Genomic DNA, 22,510 nt, shown 5'->3' with positions numbered 1-22,510 from the left:
GTCTCAAAAAAGGGGAATAAAAAATGCTAAAGAAAATCGCAATGGTAACTGCCCTTGCGCTCTCGGCGATGACGACCAATTCAAGCTCGGCCGCAGACGTTAAAACGATCACCGATGGCATGTTGCTTGTCGGATCGGACCAAGTCTATCCGCCCTACGACTACGTTGAAGCCGGTGTAACAAAAGGCTTTGATGCAGACGTAATGGCCGTGATCGCGCCAAAACTCGGCGTCGAAGTGAAGTTCATCGACACGCGTTTCGCTAGCCTCATTCCGGGACTGCAGGCAAACCGTTTCGATATGATCGCCTCAGCGCTGTATGTGACGCCGGCGCGGGCGCAAGTGGTCGATTATATCGCCTATGCCAAGACCGGCGGCTCTCTGATGGTTCGCGCCGACAACAGCTTCGCGCCCAAAACGCCTGAGGAACTTTGCGGAAAACGGGTCGCCAACCTGAAGGGCGCTGCCTGGGTCCCGGAACTTCAAAAAGTGTCGCAGGAGAAATGCGGGTCCAATCCGATTGATGTAAAGGAGTTTGCAACATCGGCAGAGGCAGCGCAGGCGCTGCTCTCAAGGGGCGCCGACGTCGTGTTTGACGATGCCGGCGTGTCAAAGGCTGGGGTTATTGCCTCCGGTGACCGGCTGAAGATCACCTCCACCGAAATCCTCTTTCCCGTTGTCATGGGGCTGGCGGTCAAGAAGGGTAACGACGCGCTCCTTTCACAGCTGAAGGAGGCTTTCGAGCCTCTCAAATCGAGCGAGGCGTACAAGTCGATCCTTGGGAAATACAACCTTGACCTTCCCTCCGATGCTGAAGTCGCCGCGGCCTTGACCGAAGCTAAGTAAACCCGCAATCCGGCCCGGGCCGCTGCGGCGACTCGGGCGTTTCTTCAGGGAACTAGATACATGGTTTTCGATTGGCCCTATATGATCGGGCTCCTATGGAGCCGCGACTTCTGGAACGCGACACTCGTGGTGGTCGAGCTCAGTGTAGCAACCTGGGTACTAGCTGTTGTCTTTGGCTTCTTCGTCGCGCTAGCACACGGCTCTGGTTTATGGGTCGTACGCCGCTCGGCGGCACTCTACGTCTGGTTCTTCAGGAGCCTGCCGCTGTTGGTTTTGCTGATTTTCGTCTATAACTTGCCTCAGGCTTTTCCCTCGACATCTGATCTCCTGTCTGTTCCGTTCGTGGCAGGTCTCTTGGCAATGGTTTTGAGCGAGACGGCCTACATTGCAGAAATCCATCGTGGCGCGCTCGTAGCTGTCGGCAAAGGGCAATACGAGGCGGGTCGCGTGCTTGGCCTGTCGCGCGCAGGTATCCAACGCTTAATCATTATTCCCCAGGCGTTGCGGATCGCTCTCCCGTCGCTCGGAAACGAGTTCGTTTCGATCGTCAAATTGACATCGCTAGTGTCCGCCATTTCGCTTGCCGAAATCCTTCTGGTCGGGCAGCGGTACTATACGCAAAATTTCAAAGTCATTGAGACGATGGTCGCTGTCGCGTTCTATTACGTCTTGATAGTAACTGTGTTCGACACTGGGTTGAAAGCGCTCGAGCGGCGTCTGGACTTTTCACGGCGTCTGGCGGAGCTTACCACCGAGGACGCGGAGCCAAGCGGCGCCATAGCAAGGGCGATTGGCGATGATATGCAGATGGCATCCACAAAACCGGCAATACGTCTCGATCGCGGTGGCAAGTCGTATGGCATACACTCGGTCTTCGAAAACCTCAACTTTTCCGTCAAGCCGGGTGAAGTCGTGTCCATCATTGGCCCCTCAGGTTCTGGGAAGACTACACTTATCCGTTCCCTAAACGGGCTAGAAACACTCGATCATGGCGTGGTCTATCTCGAGGACCGGCCGTTCATCGCCGGATCCCAGGAAAAGCTTGCAAAGTCGCTTCGCCATAACCGGTGGGACGCGTTGCGAATCGGTATGGTATTCCAGAACTTTAATCTCTTTCCGCATTGCACGGCGCTCGAAAATGTCATGATGGGACCCCTTTATCATGGGCGCGCCGATGTATCGGAACTGCGCAAGGAAGCCCGCACACTGCTCGACCAGGTCGGTATGCTGGTTCACGAGAACAAGTATCCGCACCAGCTTTCGGGTGGTCAGCAACAACGCATCGCCATCGCCCGCGCTCTTGCGATGCATCCATCGATCCTCCTGTTCGATGAACCGACCTCGGCTCTCGATCCGGAGACAGTCGGAGAAGTGCTGCGCATCATCGCCGCCTTGGCGCGTTCCGGAAGGACGATGGTCATCGTTACGCATGAAATGAAGTTCGCCATGGAGGTCTCAGATCGGGTCATCTTCATGGAGAAAGGCAGCGTCGTGTTTGATGGCTCTCCAGCACAACTGACAGAGCGGCGCACGAATGACGTGCGTTTGAAAGAATTTGTTCGCCTTTGACTAGCGCGCACTGGCTGCATATCGGATCAAGGGAATATAGGCACAAGAGGAGCTGAGATGAGCGACAAATCGATCAGCGGCACTCGCCTAATTGGGCGCCTCCGCGAACTTGGTGACATTGGACGAGATGGCAAGGGACGACTTAGTCGCCTCGCTGCAACGGATACCGATAAACTCGGAAGAGACTTGTTCGTCTCATGGCTTCGTCAAGCCGGTCTTGAAGTTGCGGTGGACCGCATTGGAAACATATTTGGCATATGGCAGCTGGCGGGGTCGAGCGATGAGAGACCGCTTTTGCTTGGTTCTCATATCGATACTGTCATCAATGCGGGACAGTACGATGGTTGCTACGGGGTCCTCGCGGGACTTGAAGTGATCGAGACATTGAAAGAGGATGGTTTCAAGCCCAACCGACCAATTGCCGTTGCAGCCTTCACCAATGAGGAAGGCGTCCGCTTTGCGCCGGACATGTTGGGATCCCTCGTGTTCGCCGGCGGCCTTGGTTTGAACGAAGCCCTTGCAATCGTTGGTACCGACGGAGCAGTACTTGGTGAAGAGCTTGCCCGAATTGGATACGCGGGGACCGAGCCGCCGGGTTTCATCATGCCTGCGGCTTACATAGAGCTTCATGTAGAACAGGGACCTGTTCTGGAACAATCTAGGATCGACATCGGAGCGGTCGAGAACCTTCAGGGTATTTCGTGGCAGAGGGTCGATATTGAGGGTGTGGCAAATCACGCCGGGACGACCCCGATGGCTATGCGATCGGACGCGGGATACGGAGCGGCTAGAATCACTACCTATCTTCGAGATCTCACGCGAGATTGCGCAGGCTCAAGTGTTGCGACCGTCGGCTGCATAGAGCTGGAGCCAAACGCTATCAACGTCATCCCTTCGCACGCTTCCCTCACGGTAGACCTCAGAAGTCCCTCAGAAGACTGGCTCCTGAAGCACGAAGCCGCTCTTGAAACGTTTGTTGAGACGCTCGCAGAAGAGGAGCGATTGACGATCTCTGTCAAAAGGCTTGCCCGGACTATCCCCGTGAAATTCGATGACGCCTTAGTGCATAAAATTGTGAATGCCGCCGAAACGCGAGGTCTTTCGGTTCGTCGAATGACCTCTGGCGCCGGGCATGACGCGCAAATGATCGCATCTATGGCGCCGACAGCGATGATTTTTGTTCCAAGCATTGGGGGCATCAGTCACAACCCCGCTGAACGGACAGCCGAAATCGACTTGATCAGGGGTGCAAACGTTTTGCTGGATGTAGTTCAAGAGCTGTCAGCTCGCGTTTTCTGATGAAAATCCCGCGCCTTGATGTTGGATTGTGTGACCCGTTGGCTTCGGCGAGGCCCGCAGATCCGGCACTCTCCCTCTAAACTTCATTCCTGTGCGCAGCGTCCGAAACTCTCGTTAAGTCAGCAAGGCCTAACAAGTCAGCGGAAAGGTCACAAAGCAGCTGGCCCAGATGCAGGACCACCTTGCCTTCCCGTTGGATTCTGCCTTCGCTCGCCGGAGCCAAACTTGTCACGCCGCCCCTACTCCATGATAAGGCGTGTCTACCAATTTTGGGACAGTGATTCCGTTCATTCGCGGGTAGCGATCAATACTGCCGCTGACACATGAACAAGGCCTTTCGGTTCGCGCCGTTTCGGAACGCCTCAACAGTAAAACCTCTGCTGCGAGCGAAGGAGAAAGGAGACCGGACTTTCGGTCTGGCCGTTAACTGCGGGCCTCGACGACAATGCCGCGCTGGAGCGACATCTTTTCCGGCGGGTTGGCAATGGACTCGTCAGCGTCAATCCAAGATTGTATTAAACGCGGCGGCTTCGGCAGGCCCCAGCCCACACCAGAATGAGACCGACCCCCTGAAGCCTGTCCTGGCCTTAATGTCGAAAGGTTGATGCTCGCTGCAGTCGTGTAGAGGAAATTTGTCAGAGAAAAACCAGCGGGAGATGGAAGGGTCGCCGCCGGTCGTTCTGACGCCATACTTTCACTCAGACCCGCCCAGCGTGTAGGCGGTCTTCACAACAGTGAAGAACTCGGCCGCATACTTGCCCTGCTCGCGCGAGCCGAAAGACGAAGCCTTGCGGCCGCCGAACGGCACGTGGAAATCGACACCGGCGGTCGGCAGGTTGACCATCACCATGCCGGCTTCCGAATTGCGCTTGAAATGGGTCGCATGCTTGAGGCTGGTCGTGGCGATACCGGCCGACAGGCCGAACGGCGTGTCGTTGGCAACGCTGAGCGCTTCCTCGTAATCCTTGACCCGGATGACGGAGGCGACAGGGCCAAAAATTTCTTCACGGCTGATGCGCATCTGGTTGGTCGCTTCGGTAAACAGCGTCGGCTGCAGGTAGAAGCCCGGATTGTCGCGGGTGATGGTCTCGCCGCCGAAAGCGAGCTTGGCGCCTTCCTGCTTGCCGATCGCGATGTAATCGGTATCGGTGGCAAGCTGGCGCTCATCGACAACCGGTCCAATGTGCGTACCAGCCTTCAACGCATCATCGACCACCAGCGTTTTCAGCTTTTCGGTCAGTGCTGCGACGAACTTGTCGTGGATGCCTTCGGTGACGATCAGGCGCGACGATGCGGTGCAGCGCTGGCCGGTCGAGAAGAAGCCGGAGTTTGCAGCCGCCTCGACAGCAACGGTCAGATCGGCATCATCCAGCACGACCATCGGGTTCTTGCCGCCCATTTCCAGCTGGAACTTGCGGTTATGCTCGATCGAGGCCGCAGCGACGCGCTTGCCTGTGCCGGTCGAGCCGGTAAAGGTGATGCCAGCGAGATCCGGGCTATCGAGCATGGCCTGGCCGACGACCGAGCCCTTGCCCATGACGAGGTTCAAGACGCCGTTCGGCAGGCCGGCGCGGTGCAGGATGTCGGCGATCGCCCACGAGCAACCCGGCACCAGTTCGGCCGGCTTGAAGACGATGGTGTTGCCGTAGCAGAGTGCCGGCGCAATCTTCCAGGCCGGGATGGCGATCGGGAAATTCCACGGCGTGATGATGCCGATGACACCGATCGGCTCGCGGGTGATCTCGACGCCGATGTTCGGGCGAACCGACGGCAGGACTTCGCCAGCCAGACGCAGCGCTTCGCCTGCGAAGAAATCAAAGATCTGGGCGGCGCGGATGGTTTCGCCGATGGCTTCCGGCAGCGTCTTGCCTTCCTCGCGGGCGAGCAGGTTGCCGAGCTCATCCTTGCGGGCAAGAATTTCGTCGGCAGTCTTCTTCAGGATCGCGTGACGCTCGAGGATGCCGGAACGCGACCAGGCCGGAAACGCGGCCTTTGCAGCAGCGATCGCGGTCTTGGCGTCGTCAGCGCTGGCGCTGGCATAAAGGCCGACAATTTCCTTGGTATTCGACGGATTGATGTTTTCAACACCGTTGCTGCCGACCCATTCGCCGGCGATCAGGTTTTGATGGAGTGTCATGGGCTTAAAGCCTCCTTGGTTTCAGCGAGCCCCCGAGAGCGGCACCCGCAGTCAAATATGTGAGCAGATCAGAGCTGGCCGATCATGATCTCGTCTTCGCTGGCAATCGCCAGCGTGTTGCGCAGCGGCAGACCGAATTCGGACGCCTCGATTTCGAAGATGTCGCCCGCCTCGGTCTTGATGCCGTCGCCGAAGGACAGCGTTGCCGTCCCGAACATATGGACATGCACGTCGCCCGGCGCACGGAAAATTCCATACTTGAAGTGGTGATATTCGAGATTGGCGAAGGTATGGGACATGTTGGCTTCGCCCGACAGGAACGGCTTTTCCCAGAACACTGCACCGTCACGGATGATCCGCGACGTACCGCGGATGTCGCTGGGCGCTTCGCCGACCCGGATTTCCGGACCGAAGCTTGCAGGCCGCAGCTTGGAATGGGCGAGATAGAGATAGTTGACGCGCTCGGTCACATGATCGGAAAATTCGTTGGCGACAGCAAAGCCGATGCGGAACGGTGCGCCCTTGTCGGAGATAACATAAATGCCGGCCATTTCCGGCTCTTCGCCACCATCCTGCGCAAACGACGGCGAGACCAGGTCGCCGCCAGGCGCAACCGTCTGGCTGCCGTTGCCCTTGTAGAACCATTCGGGCTGAACGCCCTTTTCGCCGGGCTTCGGCTTGCCGCCTTCAAGACCCATCTTGAACATCTTCATCGTGTCGGTGGCGCCCCTGGAGACGACCGCGTGCATGGCATCGCGCGTGGATGCCGAGCCCAGATGCGTCAGACCCGTGCCGGTCAGATGCAGATGCGCGTTGTCAGGATGGGTGATCGGCGGCAGGAACAGGCCGTTGGCATAAGCCTGTTCGAGATCGATCTCCTCGCCGAGGCCATGCATTTCGATTACCGAAAAAAGCGGCTTCCCGCCGTTTGCGGCTTCCATCGCCAGTGCATATACGCTTCCAGCATTTTTAACGGCTTTTCCGGTTCCGTCCGGCTCGCGCACGGCGACAATTATCTCTCCGTTCGAACCCTTGATCTGTGAAATGAGCATAAGATTGTTTCCTAACTTTTGTTCTTCAAACGAAGGGCGTCAAAGGGATCCAAGCGAGGCGAAATATCCCCCGCTTTCATGGCTTCGCGAAAGAATGTAGCTCAGCTCGAAATTCTCGTTGGAACTCAGTGCGTCTTCACGGAAATGACTTCCTCGGCTCTCCGTCCGCAGCAGTGCTGCTTGCGCCATCATCCGACCCGTCTCGATCAGATTGTCCGTCTCGATCACATGGACAAAATCATCACGTGTCGTGGCGGACGCAGCCTGCAGACGCTCCTGCAAATCCGTTAGCTCCGAGAGAAACTGGTTAAGTCCCTTCTCGTTTCGCAAGATCAGTAGGTTACGGTTGGCAGCGGCCTGAAGTTCCGATCGAATGGTCCGCCCGTCTTCCCCGCTGCCTCTGCTGAATTTAGCCAGATGGGCTTGGATCACGTCAATGCCCTCTCCCACCTGTGTGATGTCAACTTGACGGGCGCGTTTGGCAGCAGCCCTTCCAGCGCGGGCACCAAAGACTTGGCAGGTCATCGCCATGTTTCCGCCGAGGCGATCCGCTCCGTGCGGTCCGGCTGCAGTTTCACCCGCAGCAAAAAGACCCTCGAGAGTCGTCCCCCCGTTCTCGTCTATTCGAAGGCCGCCGTTGATCGCGTGTGCAGAACAAGTAATCTGAACCGCATCACTGTAGAGATCTGTCCCGCGCTCCTTGTACCATTCATAGGTAAGAGGCCACATTTGACCGAAGGACCGTGTTTTGTCGGCCAAAAGCCGATCGAAGTCACAGTCTCTGAAGTCCATGTAGACCCCGCCCCTGTCGGTGCCCCGTCCTTCGTTGATTGCTCTCTGGATCGATATCTCGATGTAGCGAGAAATGTCAGATGAACTGAACGGGAAGTGTCGTTCCTTTTCCTGCATTACATCCGCCACAGTTATGCCTGGCGGAAGATAATTCTCTATGAAGGGGGCGCCATTTCTGTCGGTCAGATTGGGATGGGCATCCCAGAGGTAGTTTCCGAAAAGGTTGATAAAGGGATCAATAATCGAGACTCCGGCCTGCATGAACTCCATGTTTGCGAGCTCCGCCCCGGCTCGCCAAGCCATCGCGTAGCCGTCACCGGTGATATCGGTCGGGTATAAATTCTTTGCAAAAAGCTGGCTAGCACCGCCGGTTGTCAAAATAACGGACTTGGCCCGAACAAAGACCAAACCGCCCTCGTTATCGATCGCCATTGCGCCGTGGCACACGTCCCCGTCGCTGACCAGTCCGACAACCATCATGCGGTCCATCGCGCGGACGCCGCGACGGGTTGCCTCTTCACCCAGGGCACGCATGATCGGCTTGAAGTGGTCCTTCAACACATGTGACCGCGGCTTTGATGAGAAGCAGGCGCGGAATGCGAGATAGCGATCCTCGTTTCTCTCGAAATGGACCCCGAACTTCTCCAGATATCGGAGGCTGGACTCAGATTCATTCACCAAGATGTCCACCAAACGAGGATCGGCCATACCCTGTGCCGCCTTGAGGATGTCTTCTCGGAAGACATCCGGGCTATCCGTTGGATCACCTGCGCCGTCCGGGACGTTGTACGCACCGACCTCGGCGACACTGTAAAAGGTTGCGCCGCTCTTTCGGAAGTTGTTTTTGACGAGGACCATAACGTCCGCGCCCTCATCGTGAGCCGCAAGAACCGCTCTTAACGCGGCGCCACCACTGCCAATGACCAGGACATCCGTTTCAAGTGTCTTGTACTCAAACATGCTTTTCACCCTCAGCTGAAATGGTTGAAGTCCATGGTCTTGAGATTTTCGGCAACTCTAACCGGGAACGGAATAAGGCGCAGAATGTCCTGCTGAACATCAACACCGGGTGCCACTTCTACCAGCTCAAGGCCGTCGGGCCGGCCCTCGAATACGGCACGCTCCGTAACGTAAGTGACCTTCTGACCCCGCTCGACGGCGAGCTTTGCATTGAAGGTGACCTGTTCGACCTTGGGCACGAACTTGCTGAATTTTCCTTCGTTTCGAATAATTAGCGTCCCGTTTTCCGTGCCGATCTCCAGACCTCCGGCACTGAAAGCGCCGCAGAACACGATGCGCGGTGTCCTGCTCACGATATCAATGAAGCCGCCACAACCCGGCACGATGCCGTTGAATTTGCTGACGTTCACATTGCCGCTAGCGTCAATCTGTCCGCAGCCAAGGAATGTAATGTCCAAGCCACCGCCTTGGAAACAATCGAAGACCGACGTGGAATCGATGATGGCGTCCGGGTTGATATTGGTTCCGAAGATCGCGCGTTCGCCCGGTATACCACCGAGTGAACCGTGCTCAGGGAAATACGTGGCGTGCGGAGCTGACCGTCTTTCATGGAGAATTGTCGGTACAGCGATTGGCATCCCAACGCCGAGGTTTACAGTTGCTCCGTCGGAAACCTCGGAACTCGCTCTGCTCGCAACGATACGTTCAACGCCAGGAGGGACAACACCGACATCGCCGACCGGGAGGCGGACGGCACCTGTCAGCGCGGGGTTAAGATGCCCGCCGGCAAGCTCTTGGTCTGGCACCACCACGACAGCGTCGACAAAAATGCCCGGGACTTCAACCAGCCTCGGATGGATCGAACCTTTTTGCGTCATACGACGCACCTGGACCACAACCTTGCCACCCGAAGCCTTGGTCGCTTGGGCGATCGCCTTGATACCGAGTGACACTGGCTCATCTTCCAGACTGATGTTGCCGCATTCGTCCGCGGTCGTGCCACGCAGGAATGCCACGTTTATTGGTTGCACATCATAGGCGAGATGGGCGTCCCCCTCGATCTCCACGTGCCTGGCAAGCGAGTGTGTGGCTGCATCATTCATGCGGCCGCCCTCGACGTCGGGATCAACGAAGGTCCCCAAGCCCACTTTTGTGTAGGTCCTCTTTCGTCCAGCGGCACAATCTCGCAGCATTTGGAAAATAGTACCCATAGGGGCGACGTGCGCAGCGAACGCGCCTTCCTTGAGCAAAGTGGTGTAGCGAGATGTTTTCAGGTAGCTGTAGCCGCTTCCTATTGCAGTGGCGACCAGCCCCGGGTGTGCGAGATTTTCGAGACCACGCCCCTCTCCCATGCCGACGATGATGGGATGGATCTCCGTAATCGAACGGGGTGAGCCGGTCTGGACAAAGCGGTCGCCGAGAGCTCGTAGCAGCGCGTCCGGCGTAAGGACATTTTCACATCCGCAGATCGCAAGGCAATCATAGTCCTTCACCCAGGATGCAGCCTCGTCGGCGGTTATGATGTTGACGTTTTTCATTGAGCTTCCTCTAAAAGCACAGTTTTTTCTGAAAAGAGCGACCTGTTACGGGTGCACTTAGGTGTATGTGCGCACGATCCCGCCATCGGCCCGTATTGGGGCTCCGTTGGTGGCGGCTGCGGCTGGACTGCAAAGATAACAAATCATATTCGCTACCTCTTCCGGCGTCGTGTAGCGCTTGATCAAGGACGTTGGTCGGCGCGTGCTGAAGGTGCGTTCCATCAGGTCGCCCTCGCTGATGCTTTGCTCAACCGCCCGCTGCTTGATCTGATCACGTGTCGTCTCCGCCCATGTCGGGCCGGGCAGCACGGAATTCACTGTCACGTTTGATCCCGCCGTCAATTCCGATACACCTCGGCTAAACGCGAGTTGGGCGGCCTTCGAGACGCCGTAGTGGATCATCTCCTTGGGAATGATGACGCCGGATTCGCTGGATACATTGACGATTCTTCCCCAGTCGCTTTCAAGCATCCCCTTGAGGTAGTGACGCGTGAGGCGAACCCCCGGCATCAGGTTGATGCGCAGCATTTCCTCCCACTCATCGTCCGATGTCCGGAAAAAATCTTTTTGCGTGTAGAAGCCCGCGTTGTTCACCAGAATATCCACGTGTGGAAATTCTTGGAGCATTCGAGATACGTCCTCGAACACTGTTAAATCAGCCCCGATGCCGCGGGCGCGCACGCCGGTATCGTCCGTGGTCAAAGTTTCGACCGCTGCATCGACCGAGCCTTGTGAACGTCCATGGATGATGACCTTTGCACCCATTCCCGCTAACCCGGCAGCGACGGCAAAGCCAATCCCTTTTGTCGAACCAGTCACCAATGCAACTTTGCCGCTAAGATCCAAATTCATTGTTGTGTTCCTCGGGTTTCCATCGACACACGTTTTCCTGAACACTGACCTAAAGCCGTGCGTCATCGAAGACCGCCACACCCGCAGCGGACTGTTCAAAAATGTCTAAATGCTTGAGTTCGAGCCAACTAAAACGCGTGGCCGGCATGCTCAGTTGATTTTTGGGCGTACCTCATGCTTGACCACCGCATCTCGCCATCCTTGCAACTTGTTCTCTCCGTCACCGTTTTCGCCATAGCTGAGGTGGGCTTTGCGGTGGCAGTAAGCGCTCAAACGCTGCTGCAGCACGCAAGACAGACGTGTCGCCGAGATGCTGGCCCACGATTTGCAGTCCAACTGGAAAGCCATCCACAATACCGCACTGGATGCTCGCCGCTGGCTGTCCCGTCAGATTGAACGGAAACGTAAATCGGGCGTAATCATCATAGGTTACATCCTTTCCGGCGATGCTCCCCTTACCGGTACCATCCGCTGCCAGGGGAAGGACCGCGACCGTGGGTGTGAGGATGAGATCGACGGAGCCCATGACAACTGCCATAGCATTCACGAATGCCTTTCGCGTTGTGATGGCATCGGTGGCAGCTTCAAAGGTGAGTGTTTGCGCGAGAAGCGCGCGAAGGGCCTCGCCTACCGGCTCCTTTGACTGTTCGAGAAGCTTCCGCAGGCCAGTAATATCAGTCTCGAGTGCCATCAGCGTCTGAAAGGCATGAGCGATTTCAATATCGGGAGGTGAAACCTTCACCATTTCAAGTCCAAACGCTTCTGCAAGCTCGTCAACCGCCTCACTCACCTTGGCTCGGATGCGAGGATCGGTGGGCTGGTCATTCCAGTCCGGCCAATATGCGACACGCAGTCCGCGCACGAATGGTGAGCGTGCCGCCGCGAGCCAGTCAACATCGCACGTGTTGTTGGATAACCGGTCCCGGCCATCTGCTCCCGCAATCACGGACAGCATAAGCGCAGCGTCTGTGACATTCCTTGTAATCGGCCCGACATGCTCAAGGGATTCCCACCCCGAGGCGCCCGGCAAACGCTCATCGCGGCATCCGGGCCAAAGTGGAACGCGACCCATAGACGCTTTAAACCCGACGTTACCCGTGAGCGCGGAGGGTATGCGAATTGACCCCCCGCCGTCGCTTCCAATCGCCAGTGGGCATACTTTGGCTGCGACCGCGGCGGCAGATCCTGCACTCGATCCCCCGGGGGTTTTGCTTAAATCCCAAGGATTGCGTGTCGCCTCGAAAAGGAGGTTGCAGCCGTGAGCTGAATAGCCGAATTCTGACGCGTTTGTCTTCCCGATCACAATTGCACCAGCCGCCCTGAGGCGTTCTACAGCGATATCATCCTGATCAGGTACGAAATCTTTGTACAACCTAGAACCGAACGTCGTTCTGAGCCCCTTTGTAAGAACTAGATCTTTAATCGCAACCGGCACGCCAGCAAGCGGACCCACTGCGCGGCCTAGTGCAACGTCGGCATCTAACTGCTTGGCGGCAAGCATCGCACCGTCGTAGTCTACCGTTGCAAACGCATGGATGTGTTGCTCCACGTCGTCAAGGACCGCGAACGCGGCCTTCACAATGTCCACGGCACACGCGCGACGGGATGTGACCAAGTCTCTGATATCGATGGCCGACAGCGCAATATATTCATCAGGAGTCATGAACGTATCCCCGAGATTGGAACAACAGATTTGGGCAAGGGAGGTCTTGTTGGCTGTACGACAAGGCGTTCAGCCCTGTGGCATGCTGCCAGGTGCCCTCCATCGATCTCTGCGAGGGCCGGCATCACCGTCCGGCATTGACCGATTTCAACCGGACAACGCCCTGCGAACCTGCACGCGTTCGGATTTGGATCGATGGGGCTGCTTGCGGAACCTTCCAAACGTGCGGTTTTGATCCCTCGTCGAGCCGGATCGGGGCTCGCAGCGAGTAGCGCGCGGGTATAGGGGTGGACGGGGTTCTCAAAGATCTGTCGAGTGAGCCCGCTCTCTATGATTTTTCCCAGGTACATTACCAAAATGCGATCGCTGATAATTCTCACCACTTCGAGATCGTGCGTGACGAAGAGATAGCTCATGCCGCGCTTGGCCCGCAGTTCCCCGAGAAGTCGAAGGATTGTGGACTGGACTGAAACGTCGAGTGCCGACGTTGGTTCGTCGAGGATTAGCAAACGCGGTTCTACCGCAATCGCCCGTGCGATCCCGATACGCGCCTTCTGGCCGCCGGAGAGCTGATGTGGATAACGCGAACCTAGCTCTCGTGGCAATCCCACGTCATCGAAGGCTTGAAGCACCTTTGCCTCAACTTCCGTTGCGGTCAGTTCGGACAACAATTGCCGAACCGGATCGGCAACCGCTTGAAACGCCGTGAAGTGAGGGTTCAGAGACTCGGTAGGGTCCTGAAACACGATCTGGATCGATGCACGATGAACGGATTCCGAGAATTTCTTCATCGGTAGCTCCGTCAGATCGATGTCGTCGAACAGGATTGAGCCGGAGGTTGGCTCAACCATTCGCGATAGGAGACGCGATAGGATCGTCTTGCCACAACCGGACTCGCCGACGAGGCCGACGCACTCGCCCTCACCGATGGAAAAATTCAGATCATCGACCGCATGAATCCAATGAGTGCGCAAACCGCGTCGACTTGGGAAGCGCTTCGTCAACCCACGTGCAGAAATGATGTTTTTCATTTTGGATACCTACAACGAACGACGTGATTGGAATTGATGTGTGTCCACGGAAGCGGTTTAAGCGAGCAATCCTCTTTGGCGCGCTCACAGCGAGCGATGTAACGACAGGCAGGCAGTGTGCCTCTTAAGTCCGGTAGGCTGCCAGGGATCACCGCCAACTGATCGAGAGTGTCCGCCGCAGAGGGGAGCGACTCAAATAGGCGCTTCGTGTAGGGGTGCTTCAGTTCGTTCGGGAAGCTGTTTGATTGAGCAACCTCGACCACGTGCCCAGCGTGCATCACCGCAATTCTGTCGCAGTATTCTCCAGCAAGGGCCAGATCATGGGTGATGAGAATCGCAGCCATGTTGGTTTCGACAACCAATTCGCGGATAAGGTCCATGATCACCGCCTGGGTCGTTACGTCCAGGCCAGTGGTCGGTTCGTCTGCGATGAGCAGCGAAGGTTTACAGGCCAGGGCCATGGCGATCATAACGCGCTGGCACATGCCGCCCGACATCTCGAACGGATATGCCTCATATCGACGCTCGGGGTCCGGAATTCGGACGCGTGCCAGAGCCTCGATAGCGGCCGACCGTAGCGCCTTACCGCGCAGCGAACAATGCCGCCGCAGCACGTCCTCAATCTGATGCCCAACCTTTCGGATAGGGTTCAGTGCCGTTCGAGGGCTCTGGAAGACCATGGATATCTCTTTCCCTCGGAGATCCGCCATGTTGTGCGGTTTGACGGCGACGCCCTTGAAACTGATACTACCGGAGCGAATGTTTGCAGCTGGATCCGACAACCCCATGATGCTGTAGGAAAGCACTGATTTTCCAGAACCGCTTTCGCCGACGATTCCCAAAATCTCGCCTTCGTGAACTGCGAAGGTGACATCTTCTAGAGCCTTGACACATCCACGGCGCGTCAGAAAATCGATTGATAGGTTATTTACGCTAAGGAGTTGTTTTGTCATGTGCGTGCTCGCGGATCTATCAGGTCGCGCAATCCATCGCCAACCAGGTTAAAGCAGAAGACTGCGATGACGAGGGCAAGACCTGGGAAGACAAAGGTCCACCATTCGCCGGAGAAGATGTATTGTGCCCCTTCAGAGACCATGATGCCCCATTCAGGCGTCGGCGGCCGGACACCAAGGCCGATGAACGATAGGCCTGCTGCGTTCAAAATGGCCCACCCCAGATTAAGGGACGCCTGGACCACCATCTTCGGCAATATATTCGGCGCAATGTGCGCGGCCAGGACCCGAGCCGGCCCATTTCCACCCATTCGCGCGGCCTCAACATACGTCAATTTGCTCAGCACGCTGACTTCCGCCCGCGCAAAGCGCGTGTAAAACGGCAGATTGATAATTGCAGTGGCGACCATGATGTTGAACACGTTGTTGCCAAGTGCCGCGACGATGCCCATCGCCAGAACAAAGAGCGGGAACGCCATGATTGTATCCATGAACCGGCCGATGATCGCGTCGGTCCAACCTCCGGCGTACCCTGCGACGGAACCGAGTGCGAGACCGATTGCGAACGAGACAGCGACCGCGCCGACAGCGATGCCAAGATCGAGCCGGGTTGCATAAATCACGCGGCTGAGGATGTCCCTCCCGAGCGCATCCGTACCAAAGGGGTGACTTAAAGAGGGTGGCAGGAGTGTCTTTGCCGCATCCGTGGCGATAGGATCGTATGGGGCGATCACGGGGGCGATCACTGCAATGACGACAAGTCCAAGAAGGATCAATCCGGCTGCAAACGTCAGCTTGTTTGTGCTGGCGATATACCGAGCGTCGCTCACGAATTCTGCGAACGCGTTTCTATTAGTGCTCATATCTGACCCTCGGATCTATAGCAGTGATCAGCAAGTCGACCACCAAATTGAGAAGGACGTAGAGAATAGCCATCAGCAGCACGAAGCCCTGAACGGCCGCGTAGTCGGAAGCCATGACGGCGGCGACCGCGTATGCTCCGATGCCGGGCCACGCAAAAACCTGCTCGACCAACACGCTACCGCCTAGAAGGAAAGAGAACACCATTCCAAGTATGCTGATGATGGGAAGCATGGCGTTGCGGAGCGCGTAGCTGAAGACCATTTTGGAGTAGGACAGTCCCATGGCGCGAGCTGTGCGGCAGTAATCGCTTGCAAGTGTTTCCAGCATTGCAGCGCGTGTGATGCGGGCGATCGGGGCTAACGCGAACAAACCCAGGGAAATGGTTGGCAATACGAGTTTCATGAACGCCGCCTGGAAAGTCTCAACATCGCCGGTCAACAGCGTATCGATCAGCAAGAAGCCCGTAACTGTCGGGGGCATCGTGTGGTAAATTTCATTTATTCTGCCCAGTGGCTCAGGCGCGACGCCGAGTTGAAAATAAAAAACGAAGATCAGAATCAGCGCGACGAAAAACGTCGGGAAGGCGGCACCAATTGTAACGATCACCCGGCAGACATGGTCGACCAATGTTCCCGGCCGCAGAGCTGCGAGCATACCCAATGGCAAACCCACGACGATTGCGAACAACAGGGCGGCGCACGTTAGCTCGATTGACGCGGGCGCGCGGGCAATAAGGTCACTCAGTACTGGATGGCCGCTGGAGATCGACAGACCTAGGTCGCCATGTGCAAGCCGGGAGATGAAGTCGACGAACTGCATCAGGACTGGCTGGTCAAGACCAAGCTGGGAGCGAACTCTCGCGACAGTTTCCGGATTGGCCGACGGACCTGCGTAGAAGACTGCCGGGTCACCGGGTAGCGCGCGCTGGAGCACGAACGTGACGACGATAACCCCTGCTATGGTGGGGACTGCCACTAGAACGCGTCGCAAGATGGTTGTAAGGGCATTCATTGCGTTTTCTTTCAACTGCTAGGCTTGCAGCGAACAAAGGTTCGCCGCGTACCATTGAGGACGGGCAGTCGCCGCACAGCTTAGACCTTGCCGAGCGGGCGACTGAAGATCAGCGCTTGGAAATGTCCCTGTAGTCGACGTGGGTATGATACCAATAGGTATAGCCCACCACATTCTTGCGCATCGCAACGTCGGAGAATACCTGCGCAACAGGCACTCTCGGCACATCGTTCATGACGATACCGATCATGTCCGAAATGGCCTTCACATATTGCGCATTATCCAGGTTGGCGGACTGCGCATCATCGACCAGCTTGTCCAGCTCGGCGTTCTTGTAGTTCGACGTGTTGAATACGCTGTTGTTTCGGCCATGGTAGTTCCAGAAAAAGAAGTATTCCGGATAGTCGAGCCAGCCATAAAACGAGTTGATATCCATAGGCATCGACTTGCTCGCCATCTTAGCGAACCGCTCCGAAGCTGGCACCTTGTTGATGCTGACCTCGATGCCGATCTTTTTCAGCTGCTCCTGGATCAGCAATGCCATGGGTTCCTGAATGGTAGCCGACGTCAAATCGATGAACAGTTCTGTTGAGAAACCATCGGGATATCCCGCTTCGGTGAGAAGGGCCTTAGCCTTGTCGATGTCAGTGTTATACGGAGATACCGCAGGCCATTTTGGCGGAAATGCAGATCCATCCTTCGCGCCATACATGGGGACGGCACGATCGTAGAATGCCTGCTTCATGATCGCATCGTAGGGTAGAGCGTAGGCAACGGCCTTCCTGACGCGCACGTCGTTGAACGGCTTCATATCGACCTGCATGGAAAGCCAGTACATTTCGTTCTGGATAAGATCGCCCACAACGTCGACCTCGCCAGCAGCGGCTAGCTCAGCATTTTCCTTAGGCGGCAGACCGACCGCGATGTCTGCATCACCCTTCTCGAGGAGCGCACGACGCGTGCCCGCCGAAGCCACGATGCGGTAGACAACCTTTTTGAGCGCTGGGGCCTCTCCAGATTTCCAATCGTCAAAGCGATCGAAAACGACCTGGTTACCCGCAGTCCAATTAGCAACCTTAAACGGTCCTCCGCCAGCATCGTTGTTACGGGTCCAATTGAGCGCCCAGGGGTCTTCCGGCGTCGCGTGGGAGAGTGCCAACTTCGAATTGACGACAGACGCCACGATCATCGTCAGATCAGGTAGCGCGAGCTTGTTGGGCTTTGGCAGAGAGATCTTGAACGTATAATCGTCGACAACGGAGAAGACTTTCGGATCTGTGTAGCCGCCGGCAGCGAACTGCACAGCAGGAAATGCCCCTGTGGCAATGGCGCGCTCGAACGACCATTTCACATCGTGGGCCGTGACAGGGTTCCCGTCGTGAAACTTGGCATCCTGCCTAAGATGGAAGATCATGGTCTTGCCATCGTCTTCAATGTCCCAGCTCTTAGCCAAAGAGGGCTCGATTTTATCCTTGTCGTAGACCTTCCGGCCATCAGGCAAGGTCTTCACCCCAAAAGTGACCAGCCGGTCGAAGATTTGCCAAGTTACCAGCTGGCTACCATCGTTGGCGCCAGGGGCCATGACATCAAGCGAGTTCGGTCCGTACTCCGCGACTTCTACCAAAATATCTTTGGGCGTCTCGGCGGCAGCAGGCGACACAACAACAGCGCCTGACAGCAACAAAAACACTCCCAGCAGCGGACGCTGCCAAACGAATTGTCTGCGTTCTTCGTGAATAGTCATTTTTATGTTCCCGTTTTTGTTTTAAACGCGATCTCTGAAAGCGCTTTCATGAAATACTCCTTCCTCTTTTCCTTTGCAACATTTTTTCTGACGGAGAGAAGCTAAACTCCTTGTTTAAAGCCGTTGGCAAGGCAGTCGTCGAAGCCATTCCAGCAGCAAATCTGTTGTTATTCAGATGTTTATACGATAATTTCCTAACGAAGCCTGCCGCAGCAGACAGCTTTTTGCTTAGGCTGGAAAGGAGCGCACTTACCCTTCCCGGTCCGCATAACCCCAATGGATCCCCTATTTATCAGTTGCATTCTCTTCGAAGCGGTGCAATTCTGAAATCGCTTGCAGATATTGACTCAACGACGTGATTGCGAGCGTAACCGGTGGGACGATCGTTCGATGATGTTGTCGTTCTGCGACCGGTTGGCGAGGTCGCAGATCGCGCTCAACGCATGTCACCCTCGTCACTGAGGCGCTCAACATGCTGGCGGCGGGGTCCCCGGCCAGCTGTTGTGAGAGAGCTGCTTATTTCGAACTCTAACACGTGAAAGAGACTATAAATGAAAGCCATCCATGCTGAAATCGGCGACGCCGTTAGGTTCTCCAAGACAATTGGTGAGGCCGACGTTTACATGTTTGCCGGTATAACAGGGGATTTTTCGGGCAACCATGTCAACGAAGCCTTCATGAAAAAATCAAAATACGGCGGTCGGATTGCTCATGGAGCGCTTCTCGTCGGCTTCATGTCCACAGCTTCGACGTTGATGATGGAGCGTAGCCTGGCGCAGGGGATCGACTGCACACCCGTCTCGCTCGGGTATGACCGCATACGTTTTTTGAACCCGGTATATTTTGGCGACACGGTTGACGTGATCTACACAGTTAGTGAAATCGAAGAAGCCAGGGGGCGAACACGCGCGGATGTGAAAGTTTTTAATCAGGACGGTGTACTGGTTGCCGTAGGTGAGCATTTGGGCAAATGGGTCCCAAATCCGATCTCAGAGGTATCAAAGGTATAAGTAACGGCGGCTTGAGTGTTAACGGGAAGATCTTGTACCCACTAGCTAGGCATACAAGATTGTAATGACTGGGCAGCCCGTACCTATTGCGTCTTGCCTACCATGAGAGGATTGACACTATGATCTTAAACCATTCATAGCAGGATAGAGAGACGTAGAAAGGCTTGTACGCTGAAGTGTAACCGGAGTTGTTAAAATCAGCGACTTTGGCCGGATATTTTGCGAGATTGAACATTTCTGTTTTTAACGGGATGGTTCAAAGCTGACGTCAAAACTCTGATTTTGAATTGAACAAACTTAGGCACTGCCGACGAAATGATGAGCGAATTTCCGAAAACCACCGCAAGCAAAAAGGCTAAACTGTCGGATGTAGCGCGACTGGCAAATGTCTCGGCATCGACTGTTTCGCGCGTTCTCAATCAACCCCAAATAGTACGCCCCGAGATTCGTGAACGGGTTCAAAATGCCATTGTGATGCTAGACTATAGTCCCGACCGTATGGCTAAGGCCTTGAGTTCTGGAAAAAGCCATACAATCGGAACGGTCGTACCTACGATCGGCGGAAGTGCAATTTTCTCCGATGGCGTCGAGGCACTGCAAGACGAACTTGAGACGAGGGGTTACTCCCTTCTGGTATCCAGCTCACAATATGATCTGGAGCGGGAGTTTCAGCAGATCAAAACACTCCTCGACTACGGGGCGGCGGGGCTAGTGCTCGTTGGAGACACTTTTTCATCAGATGCACTCCGTCTCATCAAAAAATTTGGAATACCAACTGTGACGACTTACACCAACAAGTCGCGCCACGGTATACCGGCCATTGGGATCGACAACAGATTGGCCGCCCAAAATCTCACGCGTTTGTTGCTCAGCCTCGGGCACAAAAAATTTGGCATTATTGCCAACATTGCGCTCCAAAACGATCGTTCCCAAGCTCGCGTTGATGGAGTTCGCGACGCATTGGCGGAAGCGGGTGTCCCCCTCCCGATAAGCAACGTTGTCGAAGTCAAGCTTCCAACAATTGAAAACGGTAGGCGCGGTCTAGCAGGACTGCTCGAATTGGTCGCCGTGCCAACAGCAATTGTATGCACAACTGACGCTTTGGCGCTGGGGGTTATGTCTGAAGCGCGGAGAAGAGGCCTCCACATACCCGACGATATGTCGGTGGTTGGATTTGACGACATTGATGTTGCGGCGGAAACAGATCCCGCACTAACGACGGTAAAGAATCCCGCAGCCGAAATCGGCCGTATTGCAGCGGAATACCTCAGTCGCGCGATGGATGGCCACACTATTCCGCTCGAGACCGAGTTACCGGCGAGGTTGAGCGTTCGATCGTCTACTGGCGTAGCGCCGGCAGATCGCTCCTCAGCAGAAGTCTCTCCATTAGAATAGAACACCGCTGGGCACATTGCTGCGGGTCTGCGGGTCCGACCTCGGGATAGCTTTAACAAAACGGGGTTGGAAAAAGAAGCAGCCGCGGAGGACAGGGGTCGCCGAACGACGAGCGACTGATGGAAAAGGCATGGCTGTTGATAGACCAGATAGGCACTATCGCATATGTATCCGGCAGTATCTGTATTCTCGCTAAACGACTGTTGGCACTAGATTTTTTTGTTCTCAGATCACACAAACCTAGCCGGACGTATACTACGGTTATAGGTGCACCTACTTATACGTTGCACCTGACATACACCTCCGACCTCATTGCAGGTCAGGAATTCCCAAAATCAAATTTACAACGACCGCTGTCGACCCCGCAACCCCGCAGGAGCGCGATTACGAATTCCGGCGGCGGACTTCAGCCAACCAGTCCGGGGCTTCAATCACCGAGTACTCGGAGAGTCGCATAAGCTTCCACCGCTCGAGGCGAGCGGTGACTACGCAAGTGCTAACTCGGTGCTCGGTGCCGTCATCGCAATTCGCGCTGCCAGTCGGATTGAACAACAGATAGACGAGTGGATCTTTGTCGATAATCGCGCTAATTAGCGACGGCCTTTAAGACAAACTTATAAATCAAGCCGGGCACGAGGAGCGCCTATGCGTCAGGATCAGCTGGACGGCCTCGTTGCCTTCGTCGCCGTTGCCGAGGAAGGCGGCTTTTCTGCTGCGGCAGTTCGCCTGGGCGTCTCTCCGTCTGCCGTCAGCCAGTCGATCCGAAATCTTGAGGGGCGGCTCGGCTTGCCGCTTTTCAATCGTACAACCCGCAGCGTGAGCCTGACCGAAGTCGGATCGCGCTACTTGGAGCGTGTCCTTCCCAGCGTCCGGGAAATCACGGCAGCAACCGATGATCTGGGAAGCGAGGGTGACGAGCCCCGAGGGCTCCTGCGCCTCAATGTTCCACGCGCCGGCTACATGATCGCGTTGCAGCCGATCCTGCGCGCTTTCAGCGACACCTATCCCGAGATCACGACAGAGATCGTAATCGAGAACACGCTTGTCGATATCGTGGGACGCGGCTTCGATGCGGGCATCCGCTTCGGCAATCTCGTTGAAAAGGATATGATCGCGGTGAAGGTCGGTCCTCCGATCTATGCTTACATGGTGGCAGCGCCTGATTATCTGGAGCGATACGGCATTCCCAACGAGCCGAGCGATCTGCTCAACCACTCCTGCATCGCGTTTCGACACATCACGACGGGGCAGATCGAGCGCTGGGAGTTTATACGTGGCGGCGAGACCTTTGAGCTTTCCGTGACCGGACGCTTCATAATCAATGATTCCGCAGCGCTGGTTCAGGCTGCGCTCGACGGTCTCGGCATTGCCTACATGATCAACGGCTATATAGAACGTTTGATCGACGAAGGCCGGCTCGTCCGTGTTCTTGCGGGCTGGAGTCCTGCGTTGCCCGGCTTCACGCTCTATTATCCAGATCGCCGTCGCGTCCCGTTGAAACTGCGCGCGCTGATCAATTTCCTCAGAAAGGATCTCGCAAGCCCCACTCCGCACGTCGACGGTGTAATTCGATAGACGCGATCGGTCTCTGCGCACCCCTACGAAAGCTTTCTATCGAGGTTTCCAGGTTTGAGCATTCGCTTTGTCTGGGTGCGCGCGATCGCCCTTCGTCCGATCACGAAATCCGCGACATGCTTTGGCGCGTAAGGCGCTTCGAGCGCTGCGATCTCGTCCGCGGTGAGATTGATCGATCGAGCGGCGACTGTGTCGGCGAGGTCCGGCTTCGACGCACCAT

Annotated in this window: 17 protein-coding genes; 6 read left to right on the top strand and 11 right to left on the bottom strand. The window is 56.0% G+C overall.

Annotated elements, in window-relative coordinates; all coding sequences use genetic code 11:
- The first annotated feature begins 41 nt into the window (after positions 1–41).
- The 3 genes from ACP7E6_RS21150 to ACP7E6_RS21140 are packed head-to-tail and all read left to right on the top strand — an operon-like array spanning position 42 to position 3,713.
- A complete protein-coding gene (locus tag ACP7E6_RS21150) occupies positions 42–845 on the top strand; it encodes a transporter substrate-binding domain-containing protein (RefSeq protein WP_426231690.1) in 804 nt (267 codons plus the stop codon).
- Positions 846–905: 60 nt separating this feature from the next.
- Positions 906–2,414: an amino acid ABC transporter permease/ATP-binding protein gene (locus ACP7E6_RS21145; RefSeq protein ID WP_426231689.1), complete on the top strand. Its 1,509-nt coding sequence runs from the start codon at positions 906–908 to the stop codon at positions 2,412–2,414.
- Between the two features lie 57 nt (positions 2,415–2,471).
- Complete coding sequence (locus ACP7E6_RS21140; RefSeq protein ID WP_426231688.1) at positions 2,472–3,713, top strand: Zn-dependent hydrolase; 1,242 nt, start codon at positions 2,472–2,474, stop codon at positions 3,711–3,713.
- 694 nt (positions 3,714–4,407) lie between these two features.
- Here the strand turns inward: ACP7E6_RS21140 and ACP7E6_RS21135 are convergent.
- The 11 genes from ACP7E6_RS21135 to ACP7E6_RS21085 form a co-directional block, all read right to left on the bottom strand.
- Positions 4,408–5,850, bottom strand: coding sequence for an aldehyde dehydrogenase family protein (locus tag ACP7E6_RS21135; protein ID WP_426231687.1), 1,443 nt, complete (start codon positions 5,848–5,850; stop codon positions 4,408–4,410).
- A 68-nt stretch (positions 5,851–5,918) separates the two neighbouring features.
- Positions 5,919–6,902 (bottom strand): AraD1 family protein, encoded by a 984-nt coding sequence (gene araD1 / locus ACP7E6_RS21130; RefSeq protein WP_426231686.1) that lies wholly within the window; start codon positions 6,900–6,902, stop codon positions 5,919–5,921.
- Positions 6,903–6,941: 39 nt separating this feature from the next.
- On the bottom strand, positions 6,942–8,654 hold the full coding sequence (locus ACP7E6_RS21125; RefSeq protein WP_426231685.1) for an FAD-binding protein: 1,713 nt from the start codon (positions 8,652–8,654) through the stop codon (positions 6,942–6,944).
- Between the two features lie 11 nt (positions 8,655–8,665).
- Positions 8,666–10,192, bottom strand: coding sequence for a CoA-transferase (locus tag ACP7E6_RS21120; RefSeq protein ID WP_426231684.1), 1,527 nt, complete (start codon positions 10,190–10,192; stop codon positions 8,666–8,668).
- 57 nt (positions 10,193–10,249) lie between these two features.
- Positions 10,250–11,044 (bottom strand): SDR family NAD(P)-dependent oxidoreductase, encoded by a 795-nt coding sequence (locus ACP7E6_RS21115; RefSeq protein WP_426231683.1) that lies wholly within the window; start codon positions 11,042–11,044, stop codon positions 10,250–10,252.
- A gap of 220 nt (positions 11,045–11,264) precedes the next feature.
- Positions 11,265–12,707 carry an amidase gene (locus tag ACP7E6_RS21110; protein WP_426231682.1) on the bottom strand — a complete coding sequence of 481 codons (1,443 nt, stop codon included), beginning with the start codon at positions 12,705–12,707 and terminating at the stop codon, positions 11,265–11,267.
- Positions 12,704–13,738 (bottom strand): oligopeptide/dipeptide ABC transporter ATP-binding protein, encoded by a 1,035-nt coding sequence (locus tag ACP7E6_RS21105; protein WP_426231681.1) that lies wholly within the window; start codon positions 13,736–13,738, stop codon positions 12,704–12,706. Before ACP7E6_RS21105 ends, ACP7E6_RS21110 begins: the two co-directional genes overlap by 4 nt.
- Positions 13,735–14,691: an ABC transporter ATP-binding protein gene (locus tag ACP7E6_RS21100; RefSeq protein ID WP_426231680.1), complete on the bottom strand. Its 957-nt coding sequence runs from the start codon at positions 14,689–14,691 to the stop codon at positions 13,735–13,737. The genes ACP7E6_RS21105 and ACP7E6_RS21100 overlap by 4 nt, the downstream gene beginning before the upstream one ends.
- Positions 14,688–15,554 (bottom strand): ABC transporter permease, encoded by an 867-nt coding sequence (locus tag ACP7E6_RS21095; RefSeq protein WP_426231679.1) that lies wholly within the window; start codon positions 15,552–15,554, stop codon positions 14,688–14,690. Before ACP7E6_RS21095 ends, ACP7E6_RS21100 begins: the two co-directional genes overlap by 4 nt.
- The gene (locus tag ACP7E6_RS21090) at positions 15,544–16,566 is read right to left on the bottom strand and encodes an ABC transporter permease (RefSeq protein WP_426231678.1); all 1,023 of its coding nucleotides are present in this window, start codon (positions 16,564–16,566) and stop codon (positions 15,544–15,546) included. The genes ACP7E6_RS21095 and ACP7E6_RS21090 overlap by 11 nt, the downstream gene beginning before the upstream one ends.
- A 109-nt stretch (positions 16,567–16,675) precedes the next feature.
- A complete protein-coding gene (locus tag ACP7E6_RS21085) occupies positions 16,676–18,310 on the bottom strand; it encodes an ABC transporter substrate-binding protein (protein ID WP_426231677.1) in 1,635 nt (544 codons plus the stop codon).
- Positions 18,311–18,861: 551 nt separating this feature from the next.
- Here ACP7E6_RS21085 and ACP7E6_RS21080 point away from each other — a divergent pair.
- From ACP7E6_RS21080 to ACP7E6_RS21070, 3 genes are all read left to right on the top strand, one after another.
- On the top strand, positions 18,862–19,320 hold the full coding sequence (locus ACP7E6_RS21080) for a MaoC family dehydratase (protein ID WP_426231676.1): 459 nt from the start codon (positions 18,862–18,864) through the stop codon (positions 19,318–19,320).
- A gap of 318 nt (positions 19,321–19,638) precedes the next feature.
- Positions 19,639–20,715 carry a LacI family DNA-binding transcriptional regulator gene (locus tag ACP7E6_RS21075; protein ID WP_426231675.1) on the top strand — a complete coding sequence of 359 codons (1,077 nt, stop codon included), beginning with the start codon at positions 19,639–19,641 and terminating at the stop codon, positions 20,713–20,715.
- A 645-nt stretch (positions 20,716–21,360) separates the two neighbouring features.
- Complete coding sequence (locus ACP7E6_RS21070; RefSeq protein ID WP_426231674.1) at positions 21,361–22,290, top strand: LysR family transcriptional regulator; 930 nt, start codon at positions 21,361–21,363, stop codon at positions 22,288–22,290.
- The last annotated feature ends 220 nt before the right edge of the window (positions 22,291–22,510 follow it).

This window comes from Pararhizobium sp. DWP3-4, from assembly GCF_049898205.1.
Lineage (GTDB): Bacteria > Pseudomonadota > Alphaproteobacteria > Rhizobiales > Rhizobiaceae > Pararhizobium.
This window is presented reverse-complemented; position numbering and strand designations above follow the sequence as displayed.

Coding starts and splice junctions, on each gene's coding strand:
- ACP7E6_RS21150 (WP_426231690.1), top strand. CDS start 42: ATGGTAACTGCCCTTGCGCTCTCGGCGATGACGACCAATTCAAGCTCG.
- ACP7E6_RS21145 (WP_426231689.1), top strand. CDS start 906: ATGGTTTTCGATTGGCCCTATATGATCGGGCTCCTATGGAGCCGCGAC.
- ACP7E6_RS21140 (WP_426231688.1), top strand. CDS start 2,472: ATGAGCGACAAATCGATCAGCGGCACTCGCCTAATTGGGCGCCTCCGC.
- ACP7E6_RS21135 (WP_426231687.1), bottom strand. CDS start 5,850: ATGACACTCCATCAAAACCTGATCGCCGGCGAATGGGTCGGCAGCAAC.
- araD1 (WP_426231686.1), bottom strand. CDS start 6,902: ATGCTCATTTCACAGATCAAGGGTTCGAACGGAGAGATAATTGTCGCC.
- ACP7E6_RS21125 (WP_426231685.1), bottom strand. CDS start 8,654: ATGTTTGAGTACAAGACACTTGAAACGGATGTCCTGGTCATTGGCAGT.
- ACP7E6_RS21120 (WP_426231684.1), bottom strand. CDS start 10,192: ATGAAAAACGTCAACATCATAACCGCCGACGAGGCTGCATCCTGGGTG.
- ACP7E6_RS21115 (WP_426231683.1), bottom strand. CDS start 11,044: ATGAATTTGGATCTTAGCGGCAAAGTTGCATTGGTGACTGGTTCGACA.
- ACP7E6_RS21110 (WP_426231682.1), bottom strand. CDS start 12,707: ATGACTCCTGATGAATATATTGCGCTGTCGGCCATCGATATCAGAGAC.
- ACP7E6_RS21105 (WP_426231681.1), bottom strand. CDS start 13,738: ATGAAAAACATCATTTCTGCACGTGGGTTGACGAAGCGCTTCCCAAGT.
- ACP7E6_RS21100 (WP_426231680.1), bottom strand. CDS start 14,691: ATGACAAAACAACTCCTTAGCGTAAATAACCTATCAATCGATTTTCTG.
- ACP7E6_RS21095 (WP_426231679.1), bottom strand. CDS start 15,554: ATGAGCACTAATAGAAACGCGTTCGCAGAATTCGTGAGCGACGCTCGG.
- ACP7E6_RS21090 (WP_426231678.1), bottom strand. CDS start 16,566: ATGAATGCCCTTACAACCATCTTGCGACGCGTTCTAGTGGCAGTCCCC.
- ACP7E6_RS21085 (WP_426231677.1), bottom strand. CDS start 18,310: ATGACTATTCACGAAGAACGCAGACAATTCGTTTGGCAGCGTCCGCTG.
- ACP7E6_RS21080 (WP_426231676.1), top strand. CDS start 18,862: ATGAAAGCCATCCATGCTGAAATCGGCGACGCCGTTAGGTTCTCCAAG.
- ACP7E6_RS21075 (WP_426231675.1), top strand. CDS start 19,639: ATGAGCGAATTTCCGAAAACCACCGCAAGCAAAAAGGCTAAACTGTCG.
- ACP7E6_RS21070 (WP_426231674.1), top strand. CDS start 21,361: ATGCGTCAGGATCAGCTGGACGGCCTCGTTGCCTTCGTCGCCGTTGCC.